Here is a 23539-nt window from a genome sequence, read left to right on the forward strand (position 1 = left end):
TATGAAACACAACTACCTGGCTGTTGGCGCGTTGCTGACCGACGGCATAGCGCTTTGCCACCAGCCGCAGAGAACATTAAACTGGCGCGATCAGACCGCACCCCCCAACATCGAGGGCGCATGGTTAATCTATTGATGAGGCAATGCCACTAGCGTGCGTCGGGCAACTAATCCGGTTGCACTGTCCGCAAGGGGTGCGTTATGAAGGTCCGGGCCGAAATTCCATGGAGGTCATTGCCCGGTGGTGCGCCAGGCGGCTACCTCGCTGATAGTCGCTTTTCGCCTGGAGCAAGCGTGACGATCTTATGGGGCCCTTACTCATGTTTGGCAATCTCTTCTTGAGTTGCTACGTCAGTTCATCTGGCGTATCGCTGACAAAGCTGCTTCATGCAGCAGCAAGGCGCCCGCTCTTCTCTCGCTAATACGAGGAGCCGCTCATTCAAATCAACTCAATTACCGGGCATGTAACAAAAAGAAAGTTTGTTGAGCGGAACTTTCTCATAAGACTTTTCGTTTGTCTACAGAAAGCCGCCCTAGTGTCCGCGTTTCACTTTATTTAACATTTTATGACGGAGGCCGCAGCGCTGCTCCGCATGTCGGCGCTGGGCTCCGGCCGGCGCTTTGGTCGGAAGCGCGCCTTCGCTGGCGCCCCCAAGCGTCCTCCGGGCCCATCGCCATAGCAATATGTGAGATGAATTCGTTAAAGCTTTTTCAGCGATTTTTCAATCCATCTTTGCGTTTAAAGAAGCGCGGAATAGCGAATGGTCCATTGCCCAGTTCATTGCGTCGTAAATAAGAACGTTTAGCATTTCCAAGGCGTGCCTGACGCAATTGCTATGGCGCGGCGATCTGGAATGGAAGCGCATTGACTCCAGGTGTTACCTACCGCGCGACGGCTGTTGCCTCATGTATTTGTTATCCGCCAGAATGCTGACAGGCTGACTACGATTGGCGGGCCAGCCGGCGTGGCCGAAGTCTGACTGGAGGCGGTAGGTGAGCCGTACCGTCGTTTCAACCGTGTGGGAAGCGCCAGCTTGTTGACGACTTTATTCAGTAACCGGCTGTCACCGCAGGCACGTCATCCGCGTTCCATACCGGTAGCGTCAACCTCCGAGGGAAAGAGCCGGGCCGCAACGGCGTTATGACAATGAGTGCCGGGATGCCCTGATCACGCTATGGAAAGCCGCCGACCGGATGTGCGGCAAGGTCCCGAGGAGCTTATCCCTACGTTTGTTGACTCGATGACCCGGCATGGTTACCCGACGTTGTCGGAGCGAACTGCGCCAACGCACGGACCAGTTGAGCGCCGCCACCATTGACCGGCAGCGGCGCGCCGTCCGCGGAAAGGCCTTCGGCGAACAAGCCGGCGCTGGTGGAGTCGGCAACGCAATTCGCTGCGCCGTGGCGGTCCGCACGTTCGCCGACTGGAAAAGATCCGCTACCCGGCTATCTCGAGCCAGATATCGTCGGGCATTGCGGTGGCATCAGGATTGACGGCGACGTCGTGTACAGCTTTGCGATGACAAACATCGCGACCGGATGAATCGGGTGCCTGGCCATGCCGTGTCCCAGCGGTGCGTTTGTTCCTGACATCAAGCGCGTCAGCCGTACCTCACCGTTTCCGCTGTGCGGTATCGATTACGGTAATGATAGTGCCTTCATGAATGAGGCCTTTCTGCAAGGCAACGGGTATCGAGTCACCCGCTCGCTACCGTACAAGAAGAACAACCGGGACGAGTCGAGCAGCCTCGTCGCGATAACTCCGGCGATGTGTTCCAGTGCCGAGTTGCGCACCCTGCAGCGTCGCGTGAAGGCATGGCGCTCGAACCGTGCAAGCGAGCTGGTCAACAGAATATTTGTCATGCGGACGCGGTGAAGGCTGATTCAGCTACAAAACTCCGCACGGACCGCGCAAATCAGGCAGGACAAATATCGGGAGTTACATCATTCGTGAGGCAACACGCGCTCCCACCTTGATTGCCGCGGACGTCACTTGCATCCGACGAAGCGCGCAACGTGCGGCCGAGCGAGCCCGGCCCCTCGGCGCCAATCGCCTACGGGATAGGCAAGGAACTATGCCTGCCGCGCAACCAGCAGCGGGCGTGGATTTGCCGCCAGCGCTCAAGGGGAGATGGGTCTGCTTGTCGCGAACGATGCCGATACACTGGTGGTTGCGTCGGAACTACCGGACAGCATCGGGGTTGACGCCGTGCCGGCAAGCGGTGCCGCCGACGCAGCGGAAATCATCCGGGAGCGCCGCGACATTGACGCCTCTTCAACGACATTCCGATGTCGCATGGCACGAATGGGTTCGAGACTGGACGTCTGGCGCGCTCAGACCATCCAAAGATCAGGGTAGTGCTTACGTCCGGATATTTGCCTGCCGCGCTTCGCGACGGGAAAGGCGGACTGAGCGATGTGCTGTTCGTCCCCAAGCCCCATCGCCTTGCGGACCTCGCAAAAGCGCTGCGAGCGTGACCAGTGGCTTGCTTTGTCCAGGGGGCGCAACGAAAATCTTTCCTGGTCGCGATTGGGTAGGCCTCGAACGTTCGCTGGTAGCCGCGTCCGCTCGTTCAATCGATTCAATGCACCGATTGCCGGTGCGAAATGCGCGGACGCGCGTGCGCTTCTGCCGCTTCTCGCCCTGCCTGCGCTCGCCCCGGTTCTGCGCTCATTCTGGATTCTAACTTCGCGCTGTTTCTCGCTTGCATTTCATGCGAAAGGCATAAACAATGTGTCCGACCGTGTGTGCCGCCTACCGCACGCAGGCCGCCTCCGAAGAAGTCAGGTAGGGCGACCCGACCGGCCGTATCGCCTCCGCTCTCTCAGGTCCTGACCGCAAATGTTTCCATCGGAACTGGTCAGGGCTTTTTCTCCGCCGGTCCAATGTCCCGGACCGGCGATCTTTTTCTGGCACCCGAGACCGCCAGTTAAGGGTCATTGCATTCCTCCGGACGCCCAGATTTACATGTATCCAGTTCGTACCATGACCGACCATCATCGCTGGACCGGGCGGCAGATCTGCACCCATGGTCGGCCGCTGCGCGTACTGATCGTCGACGATGAGGACACTCAGGCGAGGGCGCTAGCGGCCTGCCTGGTGTCTGAAGACATGCACGCGCGCGTGGCGACCGGAGGCACCGAAGCTGTTGACGGTGCTGTCCGATGGTTGCCGCATGTGATCCTGATGGACATTTCAATGCCGGGGTATAGCGGCTACCACGTCGCGCGCGTCCTGCGACAGGGCGCACTCACCGGCAAAATCGTTATCATTGCCCATACGTCCCTCAAGCAGGGTGAGGTCCGCGGGCATGTCAGGGGCGACGAATTTGACGGATATATCCAGAAAGGGCAGCCAGTCGGGCACCTGGTCCGACTGGTGCAAGCTTTCGTCGAGTGCCCGGCGCAATCACGGTAGCTGCACCCGCGCGCACCGTTTCAGCCGGCAGCCCGTAGCAGCGCCGTCAGCTCGCCGATGTCAACCGGTTTTGTCAGGTGACGGTCAAAGCCCGCATCCGCTGCGGCCTGCCTGTCGCGCTCCTGGCCCCACCCGGATACCGCAATGAGGAGCAGCTTCCTGCCCCATGGCTGCTGCCGGATACGGCGGGCCACTTCATAGCCGTCGATGTCCGGCAGCCCGATGTCGAGCAGGACGACTTCAGCATCGGAATTGCGGGCGAGTTCCAGCCCGGCCAGACCGCTGCCGGCGACGCGAACTTCATGGCCCTCCAGTTCCAGCAGCATGGCCAGACTCTCTGCGGCGTCCTGATTGTCGTCGATCACCACAACCCGGCAGCGCCCCCCCGGCGACTGCGCGGCGGAAACGGGCGGAACAGCCTCGTCCTCCGGTTTGGTGCGCAACACCGGCAGCCGGACGACGAACTCGCTTCCCTTTCCAGGGCCTTCGCTGCCCGCTTCGATGATTCCGTCATGCAGGTCAACAAGACCGCGCACAAGTGCCAGCCCGATACCCAGCCCTCCCTGCGAGTGCCCGGCCGAGCCTGAAACCTGCGAGAACATCTCGAAAACACTGCCGAGGTCTTCCCGGGCGATACCGACGCCCGAGTCGCGGACGCGGATCACCGCATAGTCATCATCGCAGGTCACGCCCAGCGTAATCTGCCCGCCGTGCGGCGTGTATTTGGTCGCGTTATGCAGCAGGTTCAGCAACATCTGCGTGAGCCTGACCGGATCTGCGTCGACGACAACCGGTTTGGGGGGGAGCGATATGTCCAGACGTTGTGCCGCCGAGTCGATGGGAGACTGCACCAGTTCCACGGCGTCGCGCACCACGCTTGCCAGCTCCGTGGGCTGCCTGCGCATTTGCAGCTTCCCCTGCGCGATGCGTGACACGTCAAGCAGGTCGCTCACGAGCCGGCTCAGATAGTGCACCTGGCGCCCGAGCATGCCGTGCAGCCGGTCCATTTCGGGGGTGCCCGGTGACTGGCGACGCAGGATCGCCAGCACATTGTGCATGGAAGACAGGGGATTGCGCAGTTCATGTCCCAGCGTAGCGAGGAACTCATCTTTGCGACGATCAGCCTGCGCGAGCTCGTCACGGCTGCGCGCGAGGGCCTGCTGCGCTTTCTGCTGCTCGGCAAGCGCGGATTCGGCGCTCTTCCGGGCCCGAAGCAGCTCCTGCTCATACTTCTGGCGGTCATGGACCACGACGACCGCCAGTTCATGATAGATACGTGTTCCACGCTGGCGGGCAATCGCGTTGAACAGCATTGGCACACGCTGTCCCTCCCGATGCAGTACGTCGAATTTGACCTCCGCTGCGGACCCCTGCATCTGCATCAGCGGAAGCCAGTGAGTATGGTGAAACAGGCGGCCTCCGACCGTGAACAGGTCCTGGATGCGGTGCTCATGGACCAGTTCGGCTGCCCGGTAGCCCGTCCATGTACAGAACGTCGCGTTGACCAGCCGGATCGTCCCATCGGGTTCGGTGACGAGCAGTCCGCAAGGTGCGTATTCGAGCAGTTCAGGCCATGATGCGCGATCCTCGGGTGGGCCGGTCATGGTCAACGCTCCAGCTGCTGCAGGAATTCTTCCATCGCGTCGATACTGGCGGCCGGCGCGCTCAGATGCGGGCAGTGGCCGACGTTCTCGATAATCCGCAACGTGCTGTTACGCATGACCCGGTGCATGTAGTCTCCAACCGGGCGTGGCGCAATCAGGTCGTCGCTGCACTGAAGCAGCAGGACGGGACTGTTGATACGACCCAGATCGTTGCGATGATCCGAGAGGAAAGTAACGCGCGCAAAGTGCGAGGCAATCTCGGGATCGGTGCGGCAGAAACTGTTCGTCAACTCTTCGCCAAGTTCCGGCTGGTCTGGCGCGCCCATGATTGCCGGCGCCATGGTGCTGGACCATCCAAGGTAGTTGCCGTCCATCGTCTCGAGCAGGCCCTCGATATCCTCGCGAGTGAAGCCGCCGATGTAGTCGCCGTCATTGATGTACGACGGCGAAGGCCCGATCATGATCTGGGCGGCGAACCGGTCGGGCGCCTCGATTTCGGCCAGCAGCCCGATCATCGCACTGACCGAATGACCGACGAAGATCACAGGACCTTCCGCCACGTCCGTAATAATCTCAAGGACATCGGCTGCATACCCTTGCAGGCTACTGTACCTGTCGCGGTCATACGCGCTCAGGTCCGACTGGCCGCAGCCAACCAGGTCAAACAGCACAATCCTGAAACGGTCGCTGAAAGTGGGAACGAGGCGCCGCCACATGTTCTGATCACAGCCAAAGCCGTGTGCAAACACCAGGGTTGTAGCGCCCTCACCAATGACATTCAGGTTATTGCGTTGATGGATATTCATTTGAGGCTCCGCGCCCGAAGAGGAATCGCACAAGCGTCAGACAAACGAGCCTGACGATTCGCGTTTTTTACAGCAACTTCTCCGGCGCTCTCACCGGCGCGACATGGTCCGCGATGAACAGGGGCGCAGGTAGGCACTGGCCTCGAGCCGACCGACCCGCGACCGGCTTACCTGCAGTCTGGCGAGGTCGGACTTGCGAGAGCAACCTGAACGTGGGCGATGCATTTACGGAAGGGCAGCCCCCTGGCGGCACGTCGGTTGCTGGTAAAACGGCAAGTCCGCCCGGACCATCGATTGTAACGTCGTATGCACATGGAGGTAATCATGGCCACCGCACCATCGCCCGGCACCGTTCACGTTCATCGCACACCTGTGGACTGGATCGCTGGGGCGCTCGTCATCATCGGCGCCCTCAACTGGGGGCTGATCGGCCTTCTCCAGTTAGACGTTGTAGCGGCCATCTTCGGCAGCGGAACTGTGCCCACGCGCGCCGTCTATGTCCTTGTCGGCATCTCGGGTATCTACTGCCTGGTTCGAGCCTTCATGCCCCCAAAGAGCGGCCCCGTCGCCAGCAGGTAGGTGTCAGATGCAGTGTACAACTCACACATTGCGCCGATCACCTTTAACGTGACTAGAAAAGCACGTTGGGGACGTCGATGCCGACGCCTGCTACCAAGGTCGCCAGGTAACCGGCCTGCTCCAACTCCTTCCCGTCGTCCGTGCTATCACTCCGGGCAGCAGGAGGGAACCTGCGGCAAAGGTCGTTCGCAGCGACGAGCGCCGTCTTCCTGCAGCGAAGGTTGGACCGGGATGTTTTTTCAATCAGCCCCCGCACGCGTGCGTCAGATTCAGACACCCGCGGCGCTACTGGCCCGACGCGGCGAGTGCCGATGAGACGGCGCCTTCCAGATCGGCCATTCCGAACGGCTTCGCCAACACGAGACAAGCATCGAATTCCGCCGGCACGCCGCTGCGCCCGTACCCGGTACTGAAGACGAACGGAATCTGGCGCTCCCGCAAAATGTGCGCAACAGGAAATACCGGTCGTCCATGCAGGTTGATGTCCAGCACCGCGAAGTCGAATATCTCCTTGCTGGCAAAGTCGCAAGCCTGGTCGACGTGTGCCAACGAAGCTGCGATCTCGCACCCGAACGATTCGAGCATGTCCTCGATCAGCAAAGCCACGCTGCCCTCGTCCTCTACTACCAACGCTTTCAAGCCGACCAGCCCGGTCATGGGTTCCCCGCTAATTTATCGTTAAAGGAATGGTGAGACGGCAGTGCAGCCCCTCCTCGTGAAAGGACAGTTCAACCAGGCCGCCCAGATCCCGCTCGATGCATCGTTCGATGAGGCGCGTCCCGAAGCCGCGATGCTCGGGCGGCTTGACCGGGGGCCCGCCGCGTTCAAGCCAGCATAGATCGAGCGTACTGCCGCGTTCTTCTGGACGCACATCCCAACGGATGGCCAGCGATCCTTCGGCGGCGCCAAGGGAGCCATATTTCGCCGCGTTCGTCAGCAGCTCGTTGATGCACATCGTCAGGTTCAGCGCGATGCGCGGGGCAACGGTAATGGGAGGCCCGGCGATGACTGTGCGCTCCTGCATGGCACCCGTGAGCGGAGTCGTGATCTCGCGTACGAGCGCTTCGAGCGGCGCGTCCTGCCAATGCCGCGTCGCAAGCAGCTCATGGGCCCGTCCAAGCGACAGAAGCCTGGATTCAAATGCGCCCACGAACTCGTCGACGTTTCTGGCATGCCTTGCCGTCTGTGTTGCCAACGACTGAACGGTAGCCAATGTGTTCTTGACTCGGTGGTTCAGCTCGTCGATTAACGTTTTCTGGCGGTTTTCCGCCTGCTTAAGCTCGGTGATGTCCACGAGCATGTTGATGGCGCCCACCAGTCTTCCGTCGGCATCATGCAGGGGCGTGGGGTGCGGCAGGAAAGGCACGCGCGTCCCGTCGGGGCGCTCCGCCACGGCTTCCAGGCCGCGCACGGGCCGATCTTCGCGCAGTGCTACAGCCATAGGACATTGGTCGTGGGGCAGTGGCCGTCCGTCGGGCCAGAAGAGCCGCCAGGTCACGCACCAATGGTCACCCGCCACAGGCGTACGCCCAGCCATCTGCACGGCAGCCTTGTTGTAAAACGTAATACGTCCATGCGCGTCAGTGGTATAAACGGCCGCAGGTAGTGCCTCCAGCAGTTCGCGCATGTGTTGCTCCCGTTCGCGCAGCCGGTCCTCGAGGCGCTGTGTTGCCGTGACGTCCTGGATTACCCGCACGCCATAGCGGAACCGGCCCTGCGCGTCGCGCACTGACGAGCTGAAAACATCCAGGTACGCGATGGTTCCGTCGGAGCGCCGGGCTCGCTTGCGAATCGAATAATGTGCCAGGTCGCCGCTTACCTGACGCGCGTACATTGCGGCGTCTTTCTGCTGGTCTTCCTCGTGCGTGTAATCGGTAAAGCGCATACTGAGCAGTTCGTCCCGACTGCGTCCCAGTATCCGGCATTGAGCATTATTCACGCGCAAGAGGCGGCCATCTGCGTCAGTTTCGGCGATGGCGACGGTTGCCGCCTCATAGGTTGCGGCGAGACGCTCTTCGCTCTCGCGCCGGGCGGTCTCGGCCTGGTGCAGCATCGTCACGTCGGTTGTGAAGCACCGCGTGTTGAGCAGTTTTCCGTCGACAAAGCGTCCGTTGGAGGTCACCAGAACGTGCCGGATGGACCCGTCCTTCGCGCGCAGCCGCGCCGGAAACCGGACAAGCGGCTCATTCATAGCCAGGCGTTGCAGGATCTCGGTGATGACGCACTCGTCGGCGTGGAACTCCGCGATATGCCGGCCGACGTATTCTCCTTTCGTGTAGCCAAGCAGATCGAGTTCGGCCCTGTTTGCTCTAACGATAATTCCTTCACGGTCGACGATATGCAAAGCAACCGCGCCGTTTTCAAAGAAATCCTCGAGGTCCTCGGTGTTCCGCCTGAATTCGTCTTCGAGGTGCCTGCGGGCCGTGATGTCCTGAAAGCAGTTGATGGCGCCTTCGATGTTGCCGTGTGCGTCTCTCAAAGGCCGGATGTTGACGAGTGCAACAATGCGTGAGCCGTCAGGCCTTTCCATCACAACCTCGGCGTTTTGCGTCACCGTGCCGTGGAAGATGGCGTCGGCCATCGGGCATTGCTCGTGCGGAACAGGCGTGCCGTCCGGCAAAAAAAGCTGGTGTGACCCGCAAAAGCGCTCCTCGCCCATCGTCGGCGTTCGCCCCCAAAGCTCGGCGGCCTGTGAATTGCAACGAAGCAGCCAGCCTTCGCGGTCGCAAAGGTACACCGCGCCGGGTATCGCGTCGAGCGCACCCGGCGTCGCGGCCAGAAGCGCCTGCAGTTCCGTCATCGTTTGTATGGTGTCCGGGATTCGTTCAACATTCGACATGGTCCAACCGGATGAAGACTGGCACGGGTAACCCCCGGCGGCCATATGATAAGACAGACCCCGCAGCGCCAGAAATACCATAGCACCTGTGACTGGTCGTCCTTGCAGCCCGAGATCGCGATTATTACAGAGCATACACTCGGTGCGCCACAGCATAGAATTTAGCACCGGAGCCGCGATGCCGGCTGCCGCCGTAGAATCGGCAACGTGCTGTCAGGATGTACCGAAATGGACGAATTCTTTGTTTCCAGTCAAGCGCCGTATCGCGCATAGTTGCTGCCAGCAGGCCCTGCTTAAATACGCGAGCGGTGGCCGGAGTGCGGACAGATCAGGCGATGACGAAATCAGGCTCGCGGAGCTGGAGCGACTGCTGCTCGATGTTCGCGCCGGACGCATCTCGGACTTCACGATGCCCGGTGCAACGGGTCGGATACGGCTTTTCGTGACGCTGGACTGATCGTGGTCCTGAAGGACATCGCTAAGCCGCGCTGCAACGGGTGTTGGGCGGTTCCTGCGCTGCGGCATGGTTCGATACCGGTGTAGTAACACTCACTGCCGGTAGCACGCGGATGAGGGTTAGACGCACCGCTGCGTTACCAAAACCGTTTCGACGGGTATGCGCGGGAACGCTGGTCACCGGCCCGGCGACTCACGTCATCACCGTACTCATCGGGCAACGGCCTGCCGCAGCAGGCTTACTGTAAAGACAGTCTCCTGATCGTCCGACCGCACCTCGATCGTGCCGCCGTGCGCTGTGACGATCTCCCGGGAAATGTACAGTCCGAGACCGAGACTGCCATCCTGCGCGGCTCCGGCATCCGGGCCGCGCTAAAGCGGGTCAAAAATCGTCTGGAGCAGCGATGGCTCAATGGCGGCACTGGTATTCCTCACCTCAAACCGGACGCCCTCCCGTCACCTGTCATCACCACCCGCACCCGCGTGTCGTGCTCGCCACATCTGATCGCATTGACGCCGAGGTTGGCCAGCACCTGCTGCCCTGCTGCAGGCGTCGACCGTCCCAGACCCCCGCTCGCTGAGGGTTGCCACTAGCACGATCCGCCGGTCGGGATGAGCCGCGCGTAGCTGGTCCGTCCCGTCGGCAGACACCGCCGCAAGGTCGACGTCAGTCCGCACTATCCTGATTCCCAGCCCAAGCTCCATCAGGTTCAAATCGCACAGATCGTCCAGCAGCGCCTGCATCCGGGCACCGGTCCGAGTCAGACGGTCTCCGGCAGCCGATACGCGTTCGCCGGCATTCACTCCTCCAAGATATGAAGCCGTCGCCTGGATAGGCTGCACCGGGCTGCGAATGTCATGGCCAAGCATCTCGAGGAACAGGCCGCGCTCCCGCTCGGCCCCGGCGCTGGAACGGGCCGAATCGGCAATCGCCTGGTCCATCGCCTCATTGAAGCGGATGATGCCATCTAGATGGGCCACGTCAGGCTGGCGATCGGCCATTCACAACCGCAGCACACTGGCGCGCAACTCGCGGTATGCGGCGACCAGCTGGTTGATGTCAGAACCGCTTCGCGCCGCAGAATGGCGTGCGTTTGTGCCGCTGTATGCGGCGCACCGGCCACCTGCGGAGCAGATCCCCATGCTCTCTGCGATTGCGCCTCGGGGGTCTGCGAGGTCGACAGGTCTGCCACCATCGCCTCAAGCAGCGGAGGGGCGTGGTCACGCCAAGCCGGCGAATCCATGGTTGCCGCCGCTGGCAGCAAGCTCATGGCGAACGCCTCTCATCGCGTCAGGAAGCTCACCATATCGTGCACGATGAAATCAGTGGCATGTCATTGCTCGCGGAAGCAGACGCTTAAAGGCTCCTGGGGTTGCGATTCGTCCTCCGATCATACGGGCCCGGTCTGCGGCTGGTTAACGCAAATTGCCAAAACGCTCTCGAAGAATTACCCGCCCTGAAGTCGGAAATTCTGTCAGACGAGGCCGGACTCACCGTCCACTTGCTTAGCCAACGCATCGCAAATCCAGCCAGAAACAACAAAGGTGGAGCGTCTAGCCGGGCTACCGCGTCTAATCTGGCGGTGCGATAATCGACCCGACACAGGGGCGGTCATGAAGCGGATCTACGAGTACAAGGGATTTCAGATCGACGTCCAACCGGAACCCATCTGGAAGCCCGTCGACGGGGCATCCTTGGCTGGCGCAGAAGGCTATCTGGCCGTAGTGCGCATCAGCACGCGGACCGCGGGCGTCCCGATTTTTGCACCGCTGCGTCTTACGGGAGCACGTTCAAAACCTTTTGCGACAGAAGCGGAAGCACTGATGGCTGGGTATAGCGCTGGCCAGAGGCTGATCGACGACGCGGCCAATGCGTGAGAACGGCGCATTTTCACTGCTCGATGTAGATCCTCCATTCCGGGAACTGATCGAAGAAGCTTTCGTTCGCATGCACCTCATACAGAATTGGCGATCCCTTGTCGGTCGTGCCGCCCAGCCCGCCGATTATGGAGAGGTGCGGGTCTATCCCGCCAGCGTTCGCCCAGGCTGTGAGGTCCTCTACGAAATCGGGAGCCAGGGTCAGAGACAGGCGCATACTGAGTGGGTCCATGAGGTTTCCCCTACGCGACGTCATCGCCTAAAGTGTATGGGTCCCCCAACAAAAATCAACCATGGATAAACGTCGCCGCATTGGACCCAGTCATCCCCTCTTCGAGGAAATGGTGGCGCTCACTTCAACCGTCCGTATCATGCGCCGCGCGCGGGGAAAGAAAAATCCCGAGGACGTTCCGTTTGGCTCCCCAGAGTGGGACGTCGTCGGTGCCGAGTTTATGCGCGACGTGTACAGAGCGATGGGTGGCGACCCGGACGAGCTGGGCCAGAGCAACCTTTGACGTTTGTGTTCGGCTTATTTCGTCCCGCGCAAGCCCAAGCCCAGCGGGAACAAGTACGACCGGCTCCGGCGCGCATCGGTGACGACCGGGGCATAATGTGTGTCGCCAATGACTCCGGGAGTATGCAGGACGTGCTTGTGACATGCAAAATATGCGCGAACGGTGCCATGACCCCGCTCTTCTTCGGCGGAAGGCCCGGCGACAGGGCCCAATACAGGGACATCAAAGCTCAGTGCGATAAATGCGGAAGCATTCTCAGCGCTATCTCACCCGCATCTCGACCTGACGATGAAGCGGTGCAAAACAACGACTTCGGCAGCTGGTAAAAGCCGGCTTTGTAACGAGAACCAAACACGCGGACACGCGCCCTGCACTGACGCTGGCAGTCCGTCAGCATGTCGTGCCTCCGTTGAGAACGGAGGCCGCGCGCAGCATCTCGGTCCTGTGCTGGTGCTGACCGCAGTTGTTGCTCGGAACGCTGGCTCAGGTGTTTGAGCACTTCGCGATTGCGCTTTCGAGTCCGCCCGCAACGATGCCGTCGAGTGCGCGCCGCTCACGGATCTGCTGATTGCGATTCAGTTCTACGAGAGCGGAGGAAAGTCGCTCAAGCCCCTCTGCTTGCCGTACGCGTCGTAGCAGCGCACTCAGTTGGTAGCGACCGCCGCAGTTGAGCCGACACAATGCGACGAGCTGGCGCGGACATCGGCGTCGCTGCGGCCGATCTGGTGGGTGAAAGTCCCATGGCGGAGCGACATATTCCCGGTTAAGCTGTAGCTAGAACTGGCTCAGTGGCGCGGCACGGCGTTAAATGATCAACCTCAATAAAACTGTCGCGGTGGTCGATGATGACGAATCAGTTCGGCGCGCCCTCAAGCGTTTGCTGCGCTCCGCCGGGGTAGAGGCAGAAATTTTTTCCAGTGGCGAATCATTGCTGGACGCGCTGTCGTCGGCGACTTCGTCCGTCCCTGTCTGTGTGATCACGGACTTCCAGATGCCAGGGATAGACGGGTTGGAGCTGCAGCGTCGCATGATCCGGACCGGCGTGCCGATCATCTTCATTACTGGCAACGACGAACCGGCCGTTCGGGAGAAGGCGCTCGCGCAAGGTGCCGCAGGTTTTCTGACAAAACCGTTGGACGGCGCGGCTTTGATCAGGGCCTTACAAATAACGGTCGGGCTCGACAGACTTCCATAACGCGGTTCACCGGTAGTCGTTGAAGGTCCGTTCAAACCTCGAACCGCTCCTCTTTGCGAAGATACGCAAGAGAAAGAATGCTGGCCGCGGTCTGGCTCTCAACATTGCGTGCGCAACTCTTCTACCGGGTTTCTCCGGCTTCGCCGCAGCCGATCAGTTCGGCGTCCAGGTGGCGGGCGGAATGGACGATCACCATGACAGGAAGTCCGAACTTGGCCTCGTGTGTGGGATCCTAATCTGACGTAGTGGCAGCTCGGCGACTGCCATCTCGGGCCGGTCGCGAGGCGATTTCGCGAGAGGTAGCACACGATCGAAGGCAATGTGCATGAGAACATCGGCGAGATTGGGGAGATGGCGGTAAATATTCGGACAGACGAATAGTTGGAATGCTAGGGGCCAGAGGCCATGCCGGCATCTCGCGCGGTTGCGCAGCGCCTCAAGAAGCCTGAGCGGCCAGTTTGCGGTGCCCGGCGGAGAAAATTGTGATAATGCTTACGTATAAGAAGACTACACGCTCAAAACGCGGTGTCTTTTCCATGCTGCCTGTTCTTTTCCTGTTCTTCGCGTGCACGAAGGCACCGGAGAGGCCCCCGCTTTCTCTAGCGGCAGAACACGGTGACCTGCCCGGGGTTCAGCACCAGTTGAATGAAGGTGCCGATATTGGCGCAAAGGACGATACAGGTCTGGACGCTCTGTCTTACGCAGTCATCAATGAGCACCCGGAGGTAGTGCAGTACTTGCTGATTCGCGGGGCAGACGCAAACACGACCAATGTCAGCGGGATCACGCCCATGATTATCGCTGCAACGGTAGGCGACCTCGCGATTGCTCAGACTTTGCAACAGCACGGCGCCGCGGTGAATCAGGCTACAAGAGATGGCATTACGCCGCTCATGGCCGCCGTGGCATCGGACAACTGGCAGACAGCTGAACTGCTATTGTCGTATGGCGCAGACCCATGCATGAGGGACAGACATTCCCTGACCGCGCGCCAGACAGCGGACCAATGGCGCGGCAGACAGGAAACTTCGCGTGTCATAGGCAGGAACAAAAGCCTTGCCCGACTGAACTGCAATAGGAACTGATAGATGCGTAAATCAAGACGTCCCGTTGTTTTTGTCGTCCTCACGCCTGTTTTCTATCTTTTTTCACTGTGGATCTCCGTCTTTCCGCACGAGTACGCCCATTCGATAACAGCGTGGCTACTTGGGTACAAGCTAAACGCGTTCGATATCGATTACGGCAGCTTTGACTGGAAGAATGTGCTATTCGTTGACGGCATCGATGAACATGTTAATTATTTCCTGATCTACCTCCTTGGCAACAGATTTGCGATAGGAATGATCGCTTTTGCTGGGCCGTTTATCGCCACGTCATTGCTCTACCTGGTATCCTGGCGCCTCATTCGTTGGAAGGAAACGGAGCATAGACCTTTGCTCTTCTATTTCCTCCTTTGGGTCAACATCACCAACCTGTCTGAGCTAATAAGTTACGTCGTCCTCCGGTCCATTACGAAACATGGTGATGTCGGGCATATAGAGTTCGCGTGGGGCGTGTCTCCATGGCTCGTCTTCACCGTCGGGTGCGTCCTGTTGTCAATCGCATTTTGGGACTTTTTTTATCGCACGATTATCGACCTGTATCGGGTATCAGGCGCGAATCGCCTGTCGGTTAAATGTTTTTTTGTTACTCTATTTTCCGTTTATCTGCTGGCGTATCCCGCTACCCGGGTACTGCTGGAGAACAACGACCAGTTCTCGACAGACTTGTCGATCCTTCTGAGTGTCCTCACTCCCGCGATTGTGATTGTCTGCTGGCCCGCACGCACCTGGGTAAGAGAACGCGAGCGCGCCCGTCGGTCGTGTCGGGCGGCGAGGTTGCGAGAATCCTGAGCGGCAGGTTACGGTGAATCCGGCCGATGGGGACTGTTGAACAATCTCGCCATTCTATGCGTTCAACGCGCCCAGCGCCGGCCTCAAAATAACCTGATCGGGAAGAACCGAGGCGCTCAGCTTTCAGGAAGGTGCGATACGAGCGACAGAATTCGCCCGCTAGTTGACCTTCCCGGCGCGAACATTAGCCATACTTCGAAAGCGCTGGGCCTGTATCAAGTCAGACGTCGCCCCAGTTTCGGACTGAAGACTTCGTAACGGTGCGCGCCGCGGGGACGCGGCAGCCTGAGTGGTTCGAAGCTTCGCAAAGCGTCGATCATTTGCACCACCTGCGTGACGATTTCGTGGTTCAGGACGAACGTGAGTTGACAATCTTAATTCGCAATAACGCGAAGTGACGACTTTACTTCGCTAGCTAGCGAAGCAATGTCGCCAATTCAATCGCTAGATCCGTTGCCCCTGCGGGCACGGTCGAGTGCCAACATTCCTCGTGCTACGCATGATCAACCGGTGCTTAATTCGAACAAAAAAAACCCGGCGATGTCTCGCCGGGCTTCCGGAGACCGCCGAGTTTCAGCGGTGACAGCGTCAGGCGTTGTTCGCGTCGCTACCGTTGCGCGCTTCGATAACGACGGCCTTCACTGCCTTGACGCCGATACCGAGTTGCTTCTTCGCGACGGCCAGACCGTAGCTCGCAGCGATTTCGTCGCTATCGTTGACGCCGTTGGGCACAATGACGACCAGCGTACCGTCGTTGAGCATCCGAACGCGGTATTCCGTCACCGCGCCGTCCGCACGGACAACCGTGCCGTTCTTCCAGTCGCTGCCCGTGCCCTTCAGATCCGGCGTCTTGTTGATCAGGCTCGGCGTACCTTCCAGTTCAATGGCATTACCGCGATCGACAACGTGGAATGTGCCACGGTTGTCCAGTGCTTCCGGACGATCCGAGCGGAACACGACGAGCGTGTTACGTTGTGGGCGTTCTTCAAGTGCGTCATTCAGGCCCAGGCTCGCCTTGCCGTCCATACTCAGGACAGAAGTCGAGAGCGCACCGTCAGCGATATCGACTGCATCACCACGTTGAGCGAGGGTCACCGGCAGACCAGCGACGAGCGACGGAGCTTCCGTCTTCGCGATTGCGCCGTCGCTGACGACCTTGCCTGCGTTATTCGTGGCTTGCGCCGTACCGTTCGCACCCGTGGCGTCAGCAACGAGCGCAGACGGGTTGTAGGTGGACCCCGGCGTGATCGCAGCCTTACCGACTTCAGCCGTGTTGTCGAAGACGTAGTTCTGCGCGTCTTCTCCTGCGAGCGTCAGGCCACTGCCATCGACCGACTTGCCCTTGCCTACGTTCCTGTCTGCGAACGTACCGACCGTCCCGTCCACACGCAGATCATCGCCTGCCACCACATCGTTCGCGTGCGCATTCTTCAGTTCTGCGACCGTATTGCCGTCGTAGACCTTATCGGATGCGGTAGCCGTCAACGTGATTGACTTCGGTGTGATGGCCGCCGTAGCGACTTCATGCTTCGTGTCCAGAACGTAGTTGCCCGAGTCGTCACCCACGAGCGAGAGACCTTCGCCGTTGACGGACTTGGACTTCCCCACGTTCTTCGTGTCAAACTTGCCGGTCGTGCCGCCCGCGGCAACAACATCTTTGCCGATGACACCAGTCAGCTTTACGTTACTCAGGTCAGCCGTGACGTTGCCGTCATAGGTCTTGTCCTTTGCGTTCGCGGTAGCCGTGATGACCTTCCGATCGATGTTGGCCTGCGCAACCGTGTCGTTCGCGAGAACGTAGTTGTTGGCGTCGTTACCCGTCAGCCCGAGGCCCGTTGCGTGGACAGCCTTCCCCGTACCTGCGTTTTTGTCTTCAAACGTAGCGCCCGTCGCAGTCGAACCGATGTTGTCGCCGTTAATGGTGCCGTTCAGCGTGATCGAACCGATCGTGGCTGTGGTCGTCGCATCGTAGACCTTGTTATCGGCCGTAGCGCTTGCCGTGATGGTTTTTGGCGTGATCGAAGCACCCGTGACCGTCGTCGTCAGATCATAGTTCTGTGCATCCGCACCAGCCAGCGACAGACCCGAACCGACAACAGACTTGCCCGTACCGGCATTCTTGTCAGAGAACGAACCGGTGTTGCCCGAGATGGACAGGTTATCGCCAGCAACAATGCCAGCCGTGTCGAGTGCGACGTTCGTCAGATCCGCATGGTTCGTGCCGTCGTAAACCTTGTCCTGTGCAGCAGCCGTTCCGGTGATCGCGCGCTTGCTGATATCGGCCGTCATGTGCAGCGTTGCGGCCTGCGATCCCGAGGCCAGTACATAGTTGCCCGCGTCGTTACCCGTCAGCGACGTAGTGACCGTCACATCCTTGCCGACGCCCGCATTCTTGTCGGCAAACTGGCCGCTTGCAGCCGTGCTCACGCTGTCGCCGGCAATAACGCCGGTTACGGTCGTGTGAGCCGTGGTTGCCGTGTTGCCGTCGTAGACCTTGCCGTCCACGGTCGTAACGCTCGTGAGAGCCTTCGGCGTGATCGTGCCGATGTCGCCTGAAAGCGTGTCTTCCGCGAGACGATAGCCGTAGACCTGCACGACCTTCGAGCCGTCCGGGTTCGTGCTGCCCTGGTTCTGCGCGACGCCCAGCTTTACACCCGACAGCGTAACGGTCTTGCCCGTACCTGCGTTCTTGTCGCTGAATTGCGCGTTCGCCAGGTTCGCGTCATTCAGGATCGCGAGCGGAACCTTGTCGCCGTCAATACCGACGAGACCCGAGACCGCGACGTTACCGAGCGTAACCGTGTTGCCAGTTTGCGTACCGTTTGCATCCGTGACAACGGTCGTGTTCGTTTGCGTGGCCGTCGTGCCGTCATACGTCTTCGTGACGTTGCCGACGAGCGTACCGGTCAGGACCGCAGAACGCGAGTACAGGTAACCGTTCTTGCCCGCCTGGTCGCCGTTCAGGATTTGAACGAGGTCCGCACGATTGCCCACCGGATCGGTTATGACACCATTCAGGTCCGGTTGACCACGGTCGTCAAGCGATGCAACGTCGCTGCCGACCCAGTTTCCGTTGACGTTCTTGTACGTGCCGTCCGATTCCTTATACGTCGCTTCATAGACCTTGAAATCGACGTTCAGGGCGCGGCCGACATCTTTGTCCGGCGTCGTGGAGTAGACGAGCCAACGACCGCCCGTCCCTACCGTCATCGCATCCGAGCCACGGTCGTTCACGAAGTTGCCGCCTTGCGACTCTTGCACGTCGGTGGCCTTGTGGTCTGCCGTTGCTGCTGCGAGGATGGCGTTCGTTTCGGCTGTGACCGTGCCATTCTTCGTGATCACGACGTTGCCACGGCCCGTGCTCGTTGCCGTTTGGTCTGCGTTTGCATCGCTGCCGACATTGGCCGTGTTGTGGTCAACGGAATCCGCTGCCTGGATGAGCACGGAACCGTTGTTGTTCGTGACCGCGCCATTCACGACAGCCGTGCCACCGATCAGGCCAACCTGACCGGATGCGTTAAAGGTGAAGGGCGAGGACGTACCGTCTATGTGACCGACTTCGATTGTACCGAGGTGATCAGTGCTGCCGATCGCAAGCGAAGGCGTGCCTTGCTGTTGCAGATAAGCGAGGTCGCTTGCGCTTAGGAAGGTGCTGGAAGTCGTGTTGCCGGTAACCGAACCGTCGCGGTTGACCGTGCCGTTACCGAGGACCACACCCTGGTCGTTGCTGACGAAGATGTTCGTGCCCTTGTCGGCCGACTTCAGTTGCAGACCGGTCGTCGGCAGGCCCGTCACGCCCGTGTGGCTGATTGCGATCGTGCCACCTTCCAGACCGACGAGACCCGTGGTGGTCGTTGCCGCGCCGGTCCTGTCCAGAACGGACGGGTCGAGCGTCGTACCCGAGCCGAGCGTGACGGTGCTGTCCTTGTCCGTCTTGATCGTCGCGCCGCCGTGAATCTCCCAACCGGAGGTATTGACGTTACCGCCTACGTTAAGGTCACCGCCGAGAATCGTCTTGTTTGCGGGTTTCGTTCCACCCGGACCGCCTGCATCCGGGACAGCCCGGAAGGTGCCCGCTTGACGGGAGCAACTACCATCGGTACAGACCAGATCGACGGCACTTCCAAAGGTGAATGTTGCGGTTTGGCCCGAGTTGAAACCCCAGGCGTAGTTAAAATCGCCGCCGTTGGTCTTGATCTTGCTGCTTACCACCAGATTGCCGCCACCTGCGTGATCCGAATCAGCATGGAGGTAAACGTAGCCGCAATACGTCGTCAGGTCTCCAGAAATGGCGAGACCGTCTGCGCCCAGAAGCGTGATCGTTCCTGCTCCCGGCGTAGCCGTATTCACGCCCGCCCAATCGGTGCTGCCGTAAGCGCTCGTGGATGTCGATTTGCCATTTGCGTCCAGGCCACCGTGGGCGATCAGATTGAATACGCCCCGATTGGTATTCGGATCATTTCCCCCATTACCGATGGCACCACCGCCGAGCGCACCTGCTTCAATGAGGATGTGACCGGTTCCCGAAACCTCAAGGGTGTTGTGCGGATTATCGAATAGAATTCTATTCGACGTATCCAGTCCATTGGACGCGTTCGAGGGATTAACCCCGCCATCAGCTTGAGCCGTGAAGCTAACATTGGGCTTCATCGTGATCTTGCCGTCACCACCATTACCATTCAGGTCGTGAAACTCGATAACGCCTGCACCTGCGCCATCGCTAATACCATTCGTGATCGTGGAGCTACCCTTGGCGTTTACCGACAACACCACCGACACATCCTGGGCTTCGAGCGACTTTTCATAAACGGCAGCACCGGTGACGCTAGTGCCGCCATTGGGATCGGAGCCGCCATAAACATCAATGCGCGTCGGGTCGAGAAGCAGGGTTCCAGTCAAACCGTGCGCGGACAAGCCATTGGTATAGCCTCTATAACTCAGGCTACCGAGACCCGAGACTTCGGCGAAACCACCGTCACCACCGTCCTTGCCGCCACGGATGAAGATCTCGCCCGAGAATGCATTGGTGCCGTCCGACCAGACGGCGATCGTACCGCCATTGCCCTTTTGCGTCGCATCCGCCGACAGAACAACGTTCCTGCCTGTCGCGACCGCGGTCGCATTGCTGACAGTAGCGTCCTCACCATGAAGACCACCGCCGATCCTGATCGTACCGCCACCCAATTCACCATCCGCCTTGATCGCCGCATTGTCGATCGCGATGGTCTTGCCTTCGATCACGACGTTACCGCCCACGCCGTCAGCCGATGAGGCGTTCAGCGTTCCCGAGACGGTCGTATTGCCGTTTGCTGCGTCGTTGTCCAGAACGATACGGCCGTTCTTCGATTGCAGGGAACGCGCTTCGATCACGCCCGTGTTGTTGACCACGCTGCTAATAGCCGCGTCAGCAGCACGCGCCGTCAGGAAGACGGTGGAGCCGTCAGCCGAAATCTGACCTTCGTTGCTCACCAATGCGTCGAGCGCGCCCTTCGTGACCTGAACGCTGATCAGGCCGTCCCCGTTGAAGTCCAGATTGACATCCTGCCCGGCTGCGAGTGCAACGCCTTTCGCATTAATGGTGCCCTGGTTCGTGACCTGCTGACCGATCAGGGCGACGACACCCTGGCTGTTGATCTTGCCCTGGTTGACGATGTTCCCCATTGCCCCGGTGAACTTCGTTTTACCTGCGAGGAAGTCGCTGTCGCTGATGTTCGCGCTCGAAGCAACGAGGCCGGCGACGTTGATGGTCGCCCCCCTGCCGATGACCACGCCGCCGGGGTTGATCAGCCATACTTGACCATTCGCGTTCATGTTGCCAAGAATCTGGCTGGCACCGTTACCACCGATGACACGGTTCAGCGAAACGGCAGCGCTGTTCGGTTGTGCGAACGTGACGGTATTGCCTTGGCCAATGTCAAAGCCGTTCCAGTTCGTGACCATCTTCCCGGAATTCTGGTTGATGGTCATGGACGAACCATTTTGCGTGATGGAGCCCTGGCCCGCCACGATTTGACCGCCAGTCGGAAGCGGCGGGGCTGCATACGCTGCATCTGCCACGGCAACGACGCCGAGGGCTGCGAGCAGGACCGCGCTACATGCGCTGCGTTTGCCGCGAGCGTTCGTGTTCTCGGCTACGGCGACGAATGCACCGATCGTGGTGTTCCATACCAGCCGATAGACGTGATTCATTGATGCTTTTTTCATTTGTCGTCCTTTTAAAATCGATCAGAAGGCCGTTCGGTCAGAACGCCATGCCGAGTTGGAGCCACGCGCGCCAGCTGGTATCGAGGCCATCGGCGTTGTTACCCGCCAGAGAAGCGCCATCATTGCGGCCGATCGTCCGTGCAACAGCCGCGTGTGCGTTCCAACGACCGCTCCACACGTTCACGCCCAGACCTGCCGAGGTCAACGTCACCCTGTTCGTGTGGCCTTCGTTGAGCTGCGAACCGGGGTAGCCCGTGTGGTGCAAACGAATCTGGCCGACATCCACGAAGCCAAGCGCTTGAACCTTGACGGACGGAACGCCGATATTCACGAAACGGCGCAGTTCAACCGTCCCCATCCAGCCTTCGTCGCCCGAACCTTCGCCGACCGGATAACCGCGAACGCCAGTAGGACCACCGAGCAGGAACTTTTCCGAACTGTCGAGATTGGTGCTCGACAATTGACCCGCCCAACCGCCGTAGACGCTCCAGTTCGGGTCGAGCGATTGCAGACGGCTGAAGGTCGCAGTGAGTTTCGTGAACGTGCCTTGCGTGCGCGCCGTCATCGAGTCCGCCAGTTGATCGACCGGGTTGCCCGACAGGTCGACGTGACCAAACGTCATTGCGGCCCGGCCTTCCGTCACACCGCCTTGCAGCAGACCGTCGTAACGGTTGCCCGAAAGCGAGAACGTCACGTTGTCAAGCTTGCGCTTGCTCAGGCTCACATCAAGCGCGTTGTCCTTCAGATACTTGTGGTCGTACATCACGGTCGCATTGAGGTTCTGCGTGCGCGTACGGATGATCGGGTAATTCAAACCGACCGAACCAGTCACGGCCGAACCGCGCAGGTCGAGAGCTGAGTAAGCCTCCTGAACGACGCGATAATGCAGATACGAGCCGCCCAGCAACAAGGTCAGGCCAGTGGGCGTCAGCGGCAGGCTGTAGCCGAGGTTGGCGACTTCTGTGCCTTGGCTCTTGCTCAGACCGAGCGTGACCTGATCGCCCATACCAAGCGGATCGTTCACGAAGAACGTCGCCGTGCCGCGCTCGATGCCCGTGCTTCGGCTGCCATAGTTGTCGATGAACAGTTGGCCATTGACGATCGGGGTCGGCGTCGTTTCGACGAGAAGCTTACTGGTGCCCGGTTGCGCGCCCTTCTGCAGGATGGCCTTCGCGCTCACGCCTGGACGGTCGTTAATGAGCAGAAGTGCACGTTCAAGGTCTTCCTTCTTCAGCGGGCGATCGGTCGGAAGGGCTGCGTTCGCGATGGCAGCGATACGTTCGTTGCTGCTGCGCGTTTTGCCGTGGATGGTTACGCGATTCTTGCCCGATTCGAGACGGCCTTCCACTATCGTGATGACGAGATTGCCCGCCGTCAGGTCCTGGGGGGCGAGGTAGGCGTAAGCGAGTGCGTAGCCTCGTCCGCGCAGATATTGGGTGATCGTGTCTGCAATTTTCTGCAAGCCCGCGTGGGTCAGTGTCTTGCCGACCATCGAGGCAGTAACAGACTGCAAGTCTTGTGCATCTGCCACACTCTTGTCACCGTCGAAGGTGACGGACTTCAGCGTCACGGTCGGGCCGGCTTCTGGTTCGGCTGCGCCCGGTGCGGCTTCGGACGGGATCACTTCTTCCGGGGTTGTAGCTTGCGGTGCGCGGGGTTGTGGGGCGCTTTGCTGCTCGTTCAGGATCGAACCTGCATTCGGTAAAGATTGCGCATATGCAGGAGCCGCGAGGATAAGGATCGCCAGACCAATAGGTGTAGGAATTTTTCTTCTGAACGTCATAGGTGGGTTATGGCCGTTGGTTGAGACATAAAATCTGCTTCTGTTGAATCAGTCGTTCGAAGCCGCATTGGACGCGAGCGATCCGTGGTTTGTGAGCGAGATCGATTTGGCGTCCACCACCAAACAGCTCACAATTCGATCGGCTTCACTGCCGGCACTCGCGTCCGTATGCAGACACCAATACCGCTCCTGTGGCTAAAAAAATGGCCGTTGACAACCGCAAGCGTGTGCACGTACCCACTTCTTCAGGATTGCTCATTATGTGAAATGCTATTACCCGATTGCTGGCGCATTGCTCACTACGGCATAGCGCTTGGCGACCGTGTCGGCAAACCTGAAGACTGGCGTGAGCAAAGCACACCGTCCCTAA

The 23539-nt window shown here is 59.8% G+C and carries 16 protein-coding genes and 1 pseudogene; 9 read left to right on the top strand and 8 right to left on the bottom strand.

The annotated features are described in order from the left end of the window. The first annotated feature begins 1 nt into the window (after window position 1). From J2W46_RS28800 to J2W46_RS28810, 3 genes are all read left to right on the top strand, one after another. Window positions 2–136 (top strand): hypothetical protein, encoded by a 135-nt coding sequence (locus J2W46_RS28800; RefSeq protein ID WP_310358425.1) that lies wholly within the window; start codon window positions 2–4, stop codon window positions 134–136. Window positions 137–1558: 1422 nt separating this feature from the next. After that, window positions 1559–1876, top strand: a complete 318-nt coding sequence (locus J2W46_RS28805; RefSeq protein ID WP_310358427.1) for a hypothetical protein — start codon at window positions 1559–1561, stop codon at window positions 1874–1876. 1110 nt (window positions 1877–2986) lie between these two features. Continuing rightward, window positions 2987–3418: a response regulator gene (locus J2W46_RS28810; RefSeq protein WP_310358430.1), complete on the top strand. Its 432-nt coding sequence runs from the start codon at window positions 2987–2989 to the stop codon at window positions 3416–3418. Between the two features lie 20 nt (window positions 3419–3438). Here J2W46_RS28810 and J2W46_RS28815 read toward each other — a convergent pair whose 3' ends face one another. Beyond that, window positions 3439–5022: a hybrid sensor histidine kinase/response regulator gene (locus J2W46_RS28815; protein ID WP_310358433.1), complete on the bottom strand. Its 1584-nt coding sequence runs from the start codon at window positions 5020–5022 to the stop codon at window positions 3439–3441. Between the two features lie 2 nt (window positions 5023–5024). Beyond that, a complete protein-coding gene (locus J2W46_RS28820) occupies window positions 5025–5828 on the bottom strand; it encodes an alpha/beta fold hydrolase (protein WP_310358436.1) in 804 nt (267 codons plus the stop codon). 324 nt (window positions 5829–6152) lie between these two features. Here J2W46_RS28820 and J2W46_RS28825 point away from each other — a divergent pair, with 324 nt between their 5' ends. Continuing rightward, window positions 6153–6407 (top strand): DUF378 domain-containing protein, encoded by a 255-nt coding sequence (locus J2W46_RS28825; RefSeq protein WP_310358438.1) that lies wholly within the window; start codon window positions 6153–6155, stop codon window positions 6405–6407. Window positions 6408–6692: 285 nt separating this feature from the next. Here J2W46_RS28825 and J2W46_RS28830 read toward each other — a convergent pair whose 3' ends face one another. From J2W46_RS28830 to J2W46_RS34430, 3 genes and pseudogenes are all read right to left on the bottom strand, one after another. Further along, window positions 6693–7064 carry a response regulator gene (locus tag J2W46_RS28830; protein WP_114200472.1) on the bottom strand — a complete coding sequence of 124 codons (372 nt, stop codon included), beginning with the start codon at window positions 7062–7064 and terminating at the stop codon, window positions 6693–6695. A 10-nt stretch (window positions 7065–7074) separates the two neighbouring features. Further along, window positions 7075–9246, bottom strand: a complete 2172-nt coding sequence (locus tag J2W46_RS28835) for a PAS domain-containing sensor histidine kinase (RefSeq protein ID WP_310358442.1) — start codon at window positions 9244–9246, stop codon at window positions 7075–7077. A gap of 666 nt (window positions 9247–9912) precedes the next feature. Then, a pseudogene (locus J2W46_RS34430) lies at window positions 9913–11009 on the bottom strand (sensor histidine kinase). Window positions 11010–11316: 307 nt separating this feature from the next. Between J2W46_RS34430 and J2W46_RS28845 the strand changes: the two are divergent. Beyond that, the gene (locus J2W46_RS28845) at window positions 11317–11580 is read left to right on the top strand and encodes a hypothetical protein (protein WP_310358446.1); all 264 of its coding nucleotides are present in this window, start codon (window positions 11317–11319) and stop codon (window positions 11578–11580) included. A 13-nt stretch (window positions 11581–11593) separates the two neighbouring features. On the opposite strand, the gene J2W46_RS28850 is transcribed toward J2W46_RS28845, so the two are convergent. Beyond that, window positions 11594–11812 (bottom strand): hypothetical protein, encoded by a 219-nt coding sequence (locus tag J2W46_RS28850; RefSeq protein ID WP_310358448.1) that lies wholly within the window; start codon window positions 11810–11812, stop codon window positions 11594–11596. Between the two features lie 61 nt (window positions 11813–11873). Between J2W46_RS28850 and J2W46_RS28855 the strand changes: the two genes are divergently transcribed. The 4 genes from J2W46_RS28855 to J2W46_RS28870 all read left to right on the top strand — a co-directional run bounded on the left by J2W46_RS28855 (window position 11874) and on the right by J2W46_RS28870 (window position 15182). Further along, entirely contained in the window at window positions 11874–12095 is a 222-nt protein-coding gene (locus tag J2W46_RS28855) for a hypothetical protein (protein ID WP_310358450.1), read from the top strand. An 808-nt stretch (window positions 12096–12903) separates the two neighbouring features. Beyond that, entirely contained in the window at window positions 12904–13290 is a 387-nt protein-coding gene (locus tag J2W46_RS28860; RefSeq protein ID WP_310358452.1) for a response regulator transcription factor, read from the top strand. A gap of 536 nt (window positions 13291–13826) precedes the next feature. Continuing rightward, window positions 13827–14375, top strand: a complete 549-nt coding sequence (locus J2W46_RS28865) for an ankyrin repeat domain-containing protein (RefSeq protein WP_310358454.1) — start codon at window positions 13827–13829, stop codon at window positions 14373–14375. 3 nt (window positions 14376–14378) lie between these two features. After that, window positions 14379–15182, top strand: a complete 804-nt coding sequence (locus J2W46_RS28870) for a hypothetical protein (protein ID WP_310358456.1) — start codon at window positions 14379–14381, stop codon at window positions 15180–15182. A gap of 588 nt (window positions 15183–15770) precedes the next feature. Here J2W46_RS28870 and J2W46_RS28875 read toward each other — a convergent pair. Together J2W46_RS28875 and J2W46_RS28880 are read right to left on the bottom strand one after the other, a co-directional pair. Next, window positions 15771–21386, bottom strand: a complete 5616-nt coding sequence (locus J2W46_RS28875) for a YDG domain-containing protein (RefSeq protein WP_310358457.1) — start codon at window positions 21384–21386, stop codon at window positions 15771–15773. 37 nt (window positions 21387–21423) lie between these two features. Then, complete coding sequence (locus J2W46_RS28880) at window positions 21424–23010, bottom strand: ShlB/FhaC/HecB family hemolysin secretion/activation protein (RefSeq protein ID WP_310358462.1); 1587 nt, start codon at window positions 23008–23010, stop codon at window positions 21424–21426. Between the last annotated feature and the right edge of the window lie 529 nt (window positions 23011–23539).

This window comes from Paraburkholderia strydomiana (assembly GCF_031456815.1).
GTDB lineage: Bacteria > Pseudomonadota > Gammaproteobacteria > Burkholderiales > Burkholderiaceae > Paraburkholderia > Paraburkholderia caledonica.

Coding starts and splice junctions, on each gene's coding strand:
- J2W46_RS28800 (WP_310358425.1), top strand. CDS start 2: ATGAAACACAACTACCTGGCTGTTGGCGCGTTGCTGACCGACGGCATA.
- J2W46_RS28805 (WP_310358427.1), top strand. CDS start 1,559: ATGCCGTGTCCCAGCGGTGCGTTTGTTCCTGACATCAAGCGCGTCAGC.
- J2W46_RS28810 (WP_310358430.1), top strand. CDS start 2,987: ATGACCGACCATCATCGCTGGACCGGGCGGCAGATCTGCACCCATGGT.
- J2W46_RS28815 (WP_310358433.1), bottom strand. CDS start 5,022: ATGACCGGCCCACCCGAGGATCGCGCATCATGGCCTGAACTGCTCGAA.
- J2W46_RS28820 (WP_310358436.1), bottom strand. CDS start 5,828: ATGAATATCCATCAACGCAATAACCTGAATGTCATTGGTGAGGGCGCT.
- J2W46_RS28825 (WP_310358438.1), top strand. CDS start 6,153: ATGGCCACCGCACCATCGCCCGGCACCGTTCACGTTCATCGCACACCT.
- J2W46_RS28830 (WP_114200472.1), bottom strand. CDS start 7,064: ATGACCGGGCTGGTCGGCTTGAAAGCGTTGGTAGTAGAGGACGAGGGC.
- J2W46_RS28835 (WP_310358442.1), bottom strand. CDS start 9,246: ATGTCGAATGTTGAACGAATCCCGGACACCATACAAACGATGACGGAA.
- J2W46_RS28845 (WP_310358446.1), top strand. CDS start 11,317: ATGAAGCGGATCTACGAGTACAAGGGATTTCAGATCGACGTCCAACCG.
- J2W46_RS28850 (WP_310358448.1), bottom strand. CDS start 11,812: ATGGACCCACTCAGTATGCGCCTGTCTCTGACCCTGGCTCCCGATTTC.
- J2W46_RS28855 (WP_310358450.1), top strand. CDS start 11,874: ATGGATAAACGTCGCCGCATTGGACCCAGTCATCCCCTCTTCGAGGAA.
- J2W46_RS28860 (WP_310358452.1), top strand. CDS start 12,904: ATGATCAACCTCAATAAAACTGTCGCGGTGGTCGATGATGACGAATCA.
- J2W46_RS28865 (WP_310358454.1), top strand. CDS start 13,827: ATGCTGCCTGTTCTTTTCCTGTTCTTCGCGTGCACGAAGGCACCGGAG.
- J2W46_RS28870 (WP_310358456.1), top strand. CDS start 14,379: ATGCGTAAATCAAGACGTCCCGTTGTTTTTGTCGTCCTCACGCCTGTT.
- J2W46_RS28875 (WP_310358457.1), bottom strand. CDS start 21,386: ATGAAAAAAGCATCAATGAATCACGTCTATCGGCTGGTATGGAACACC.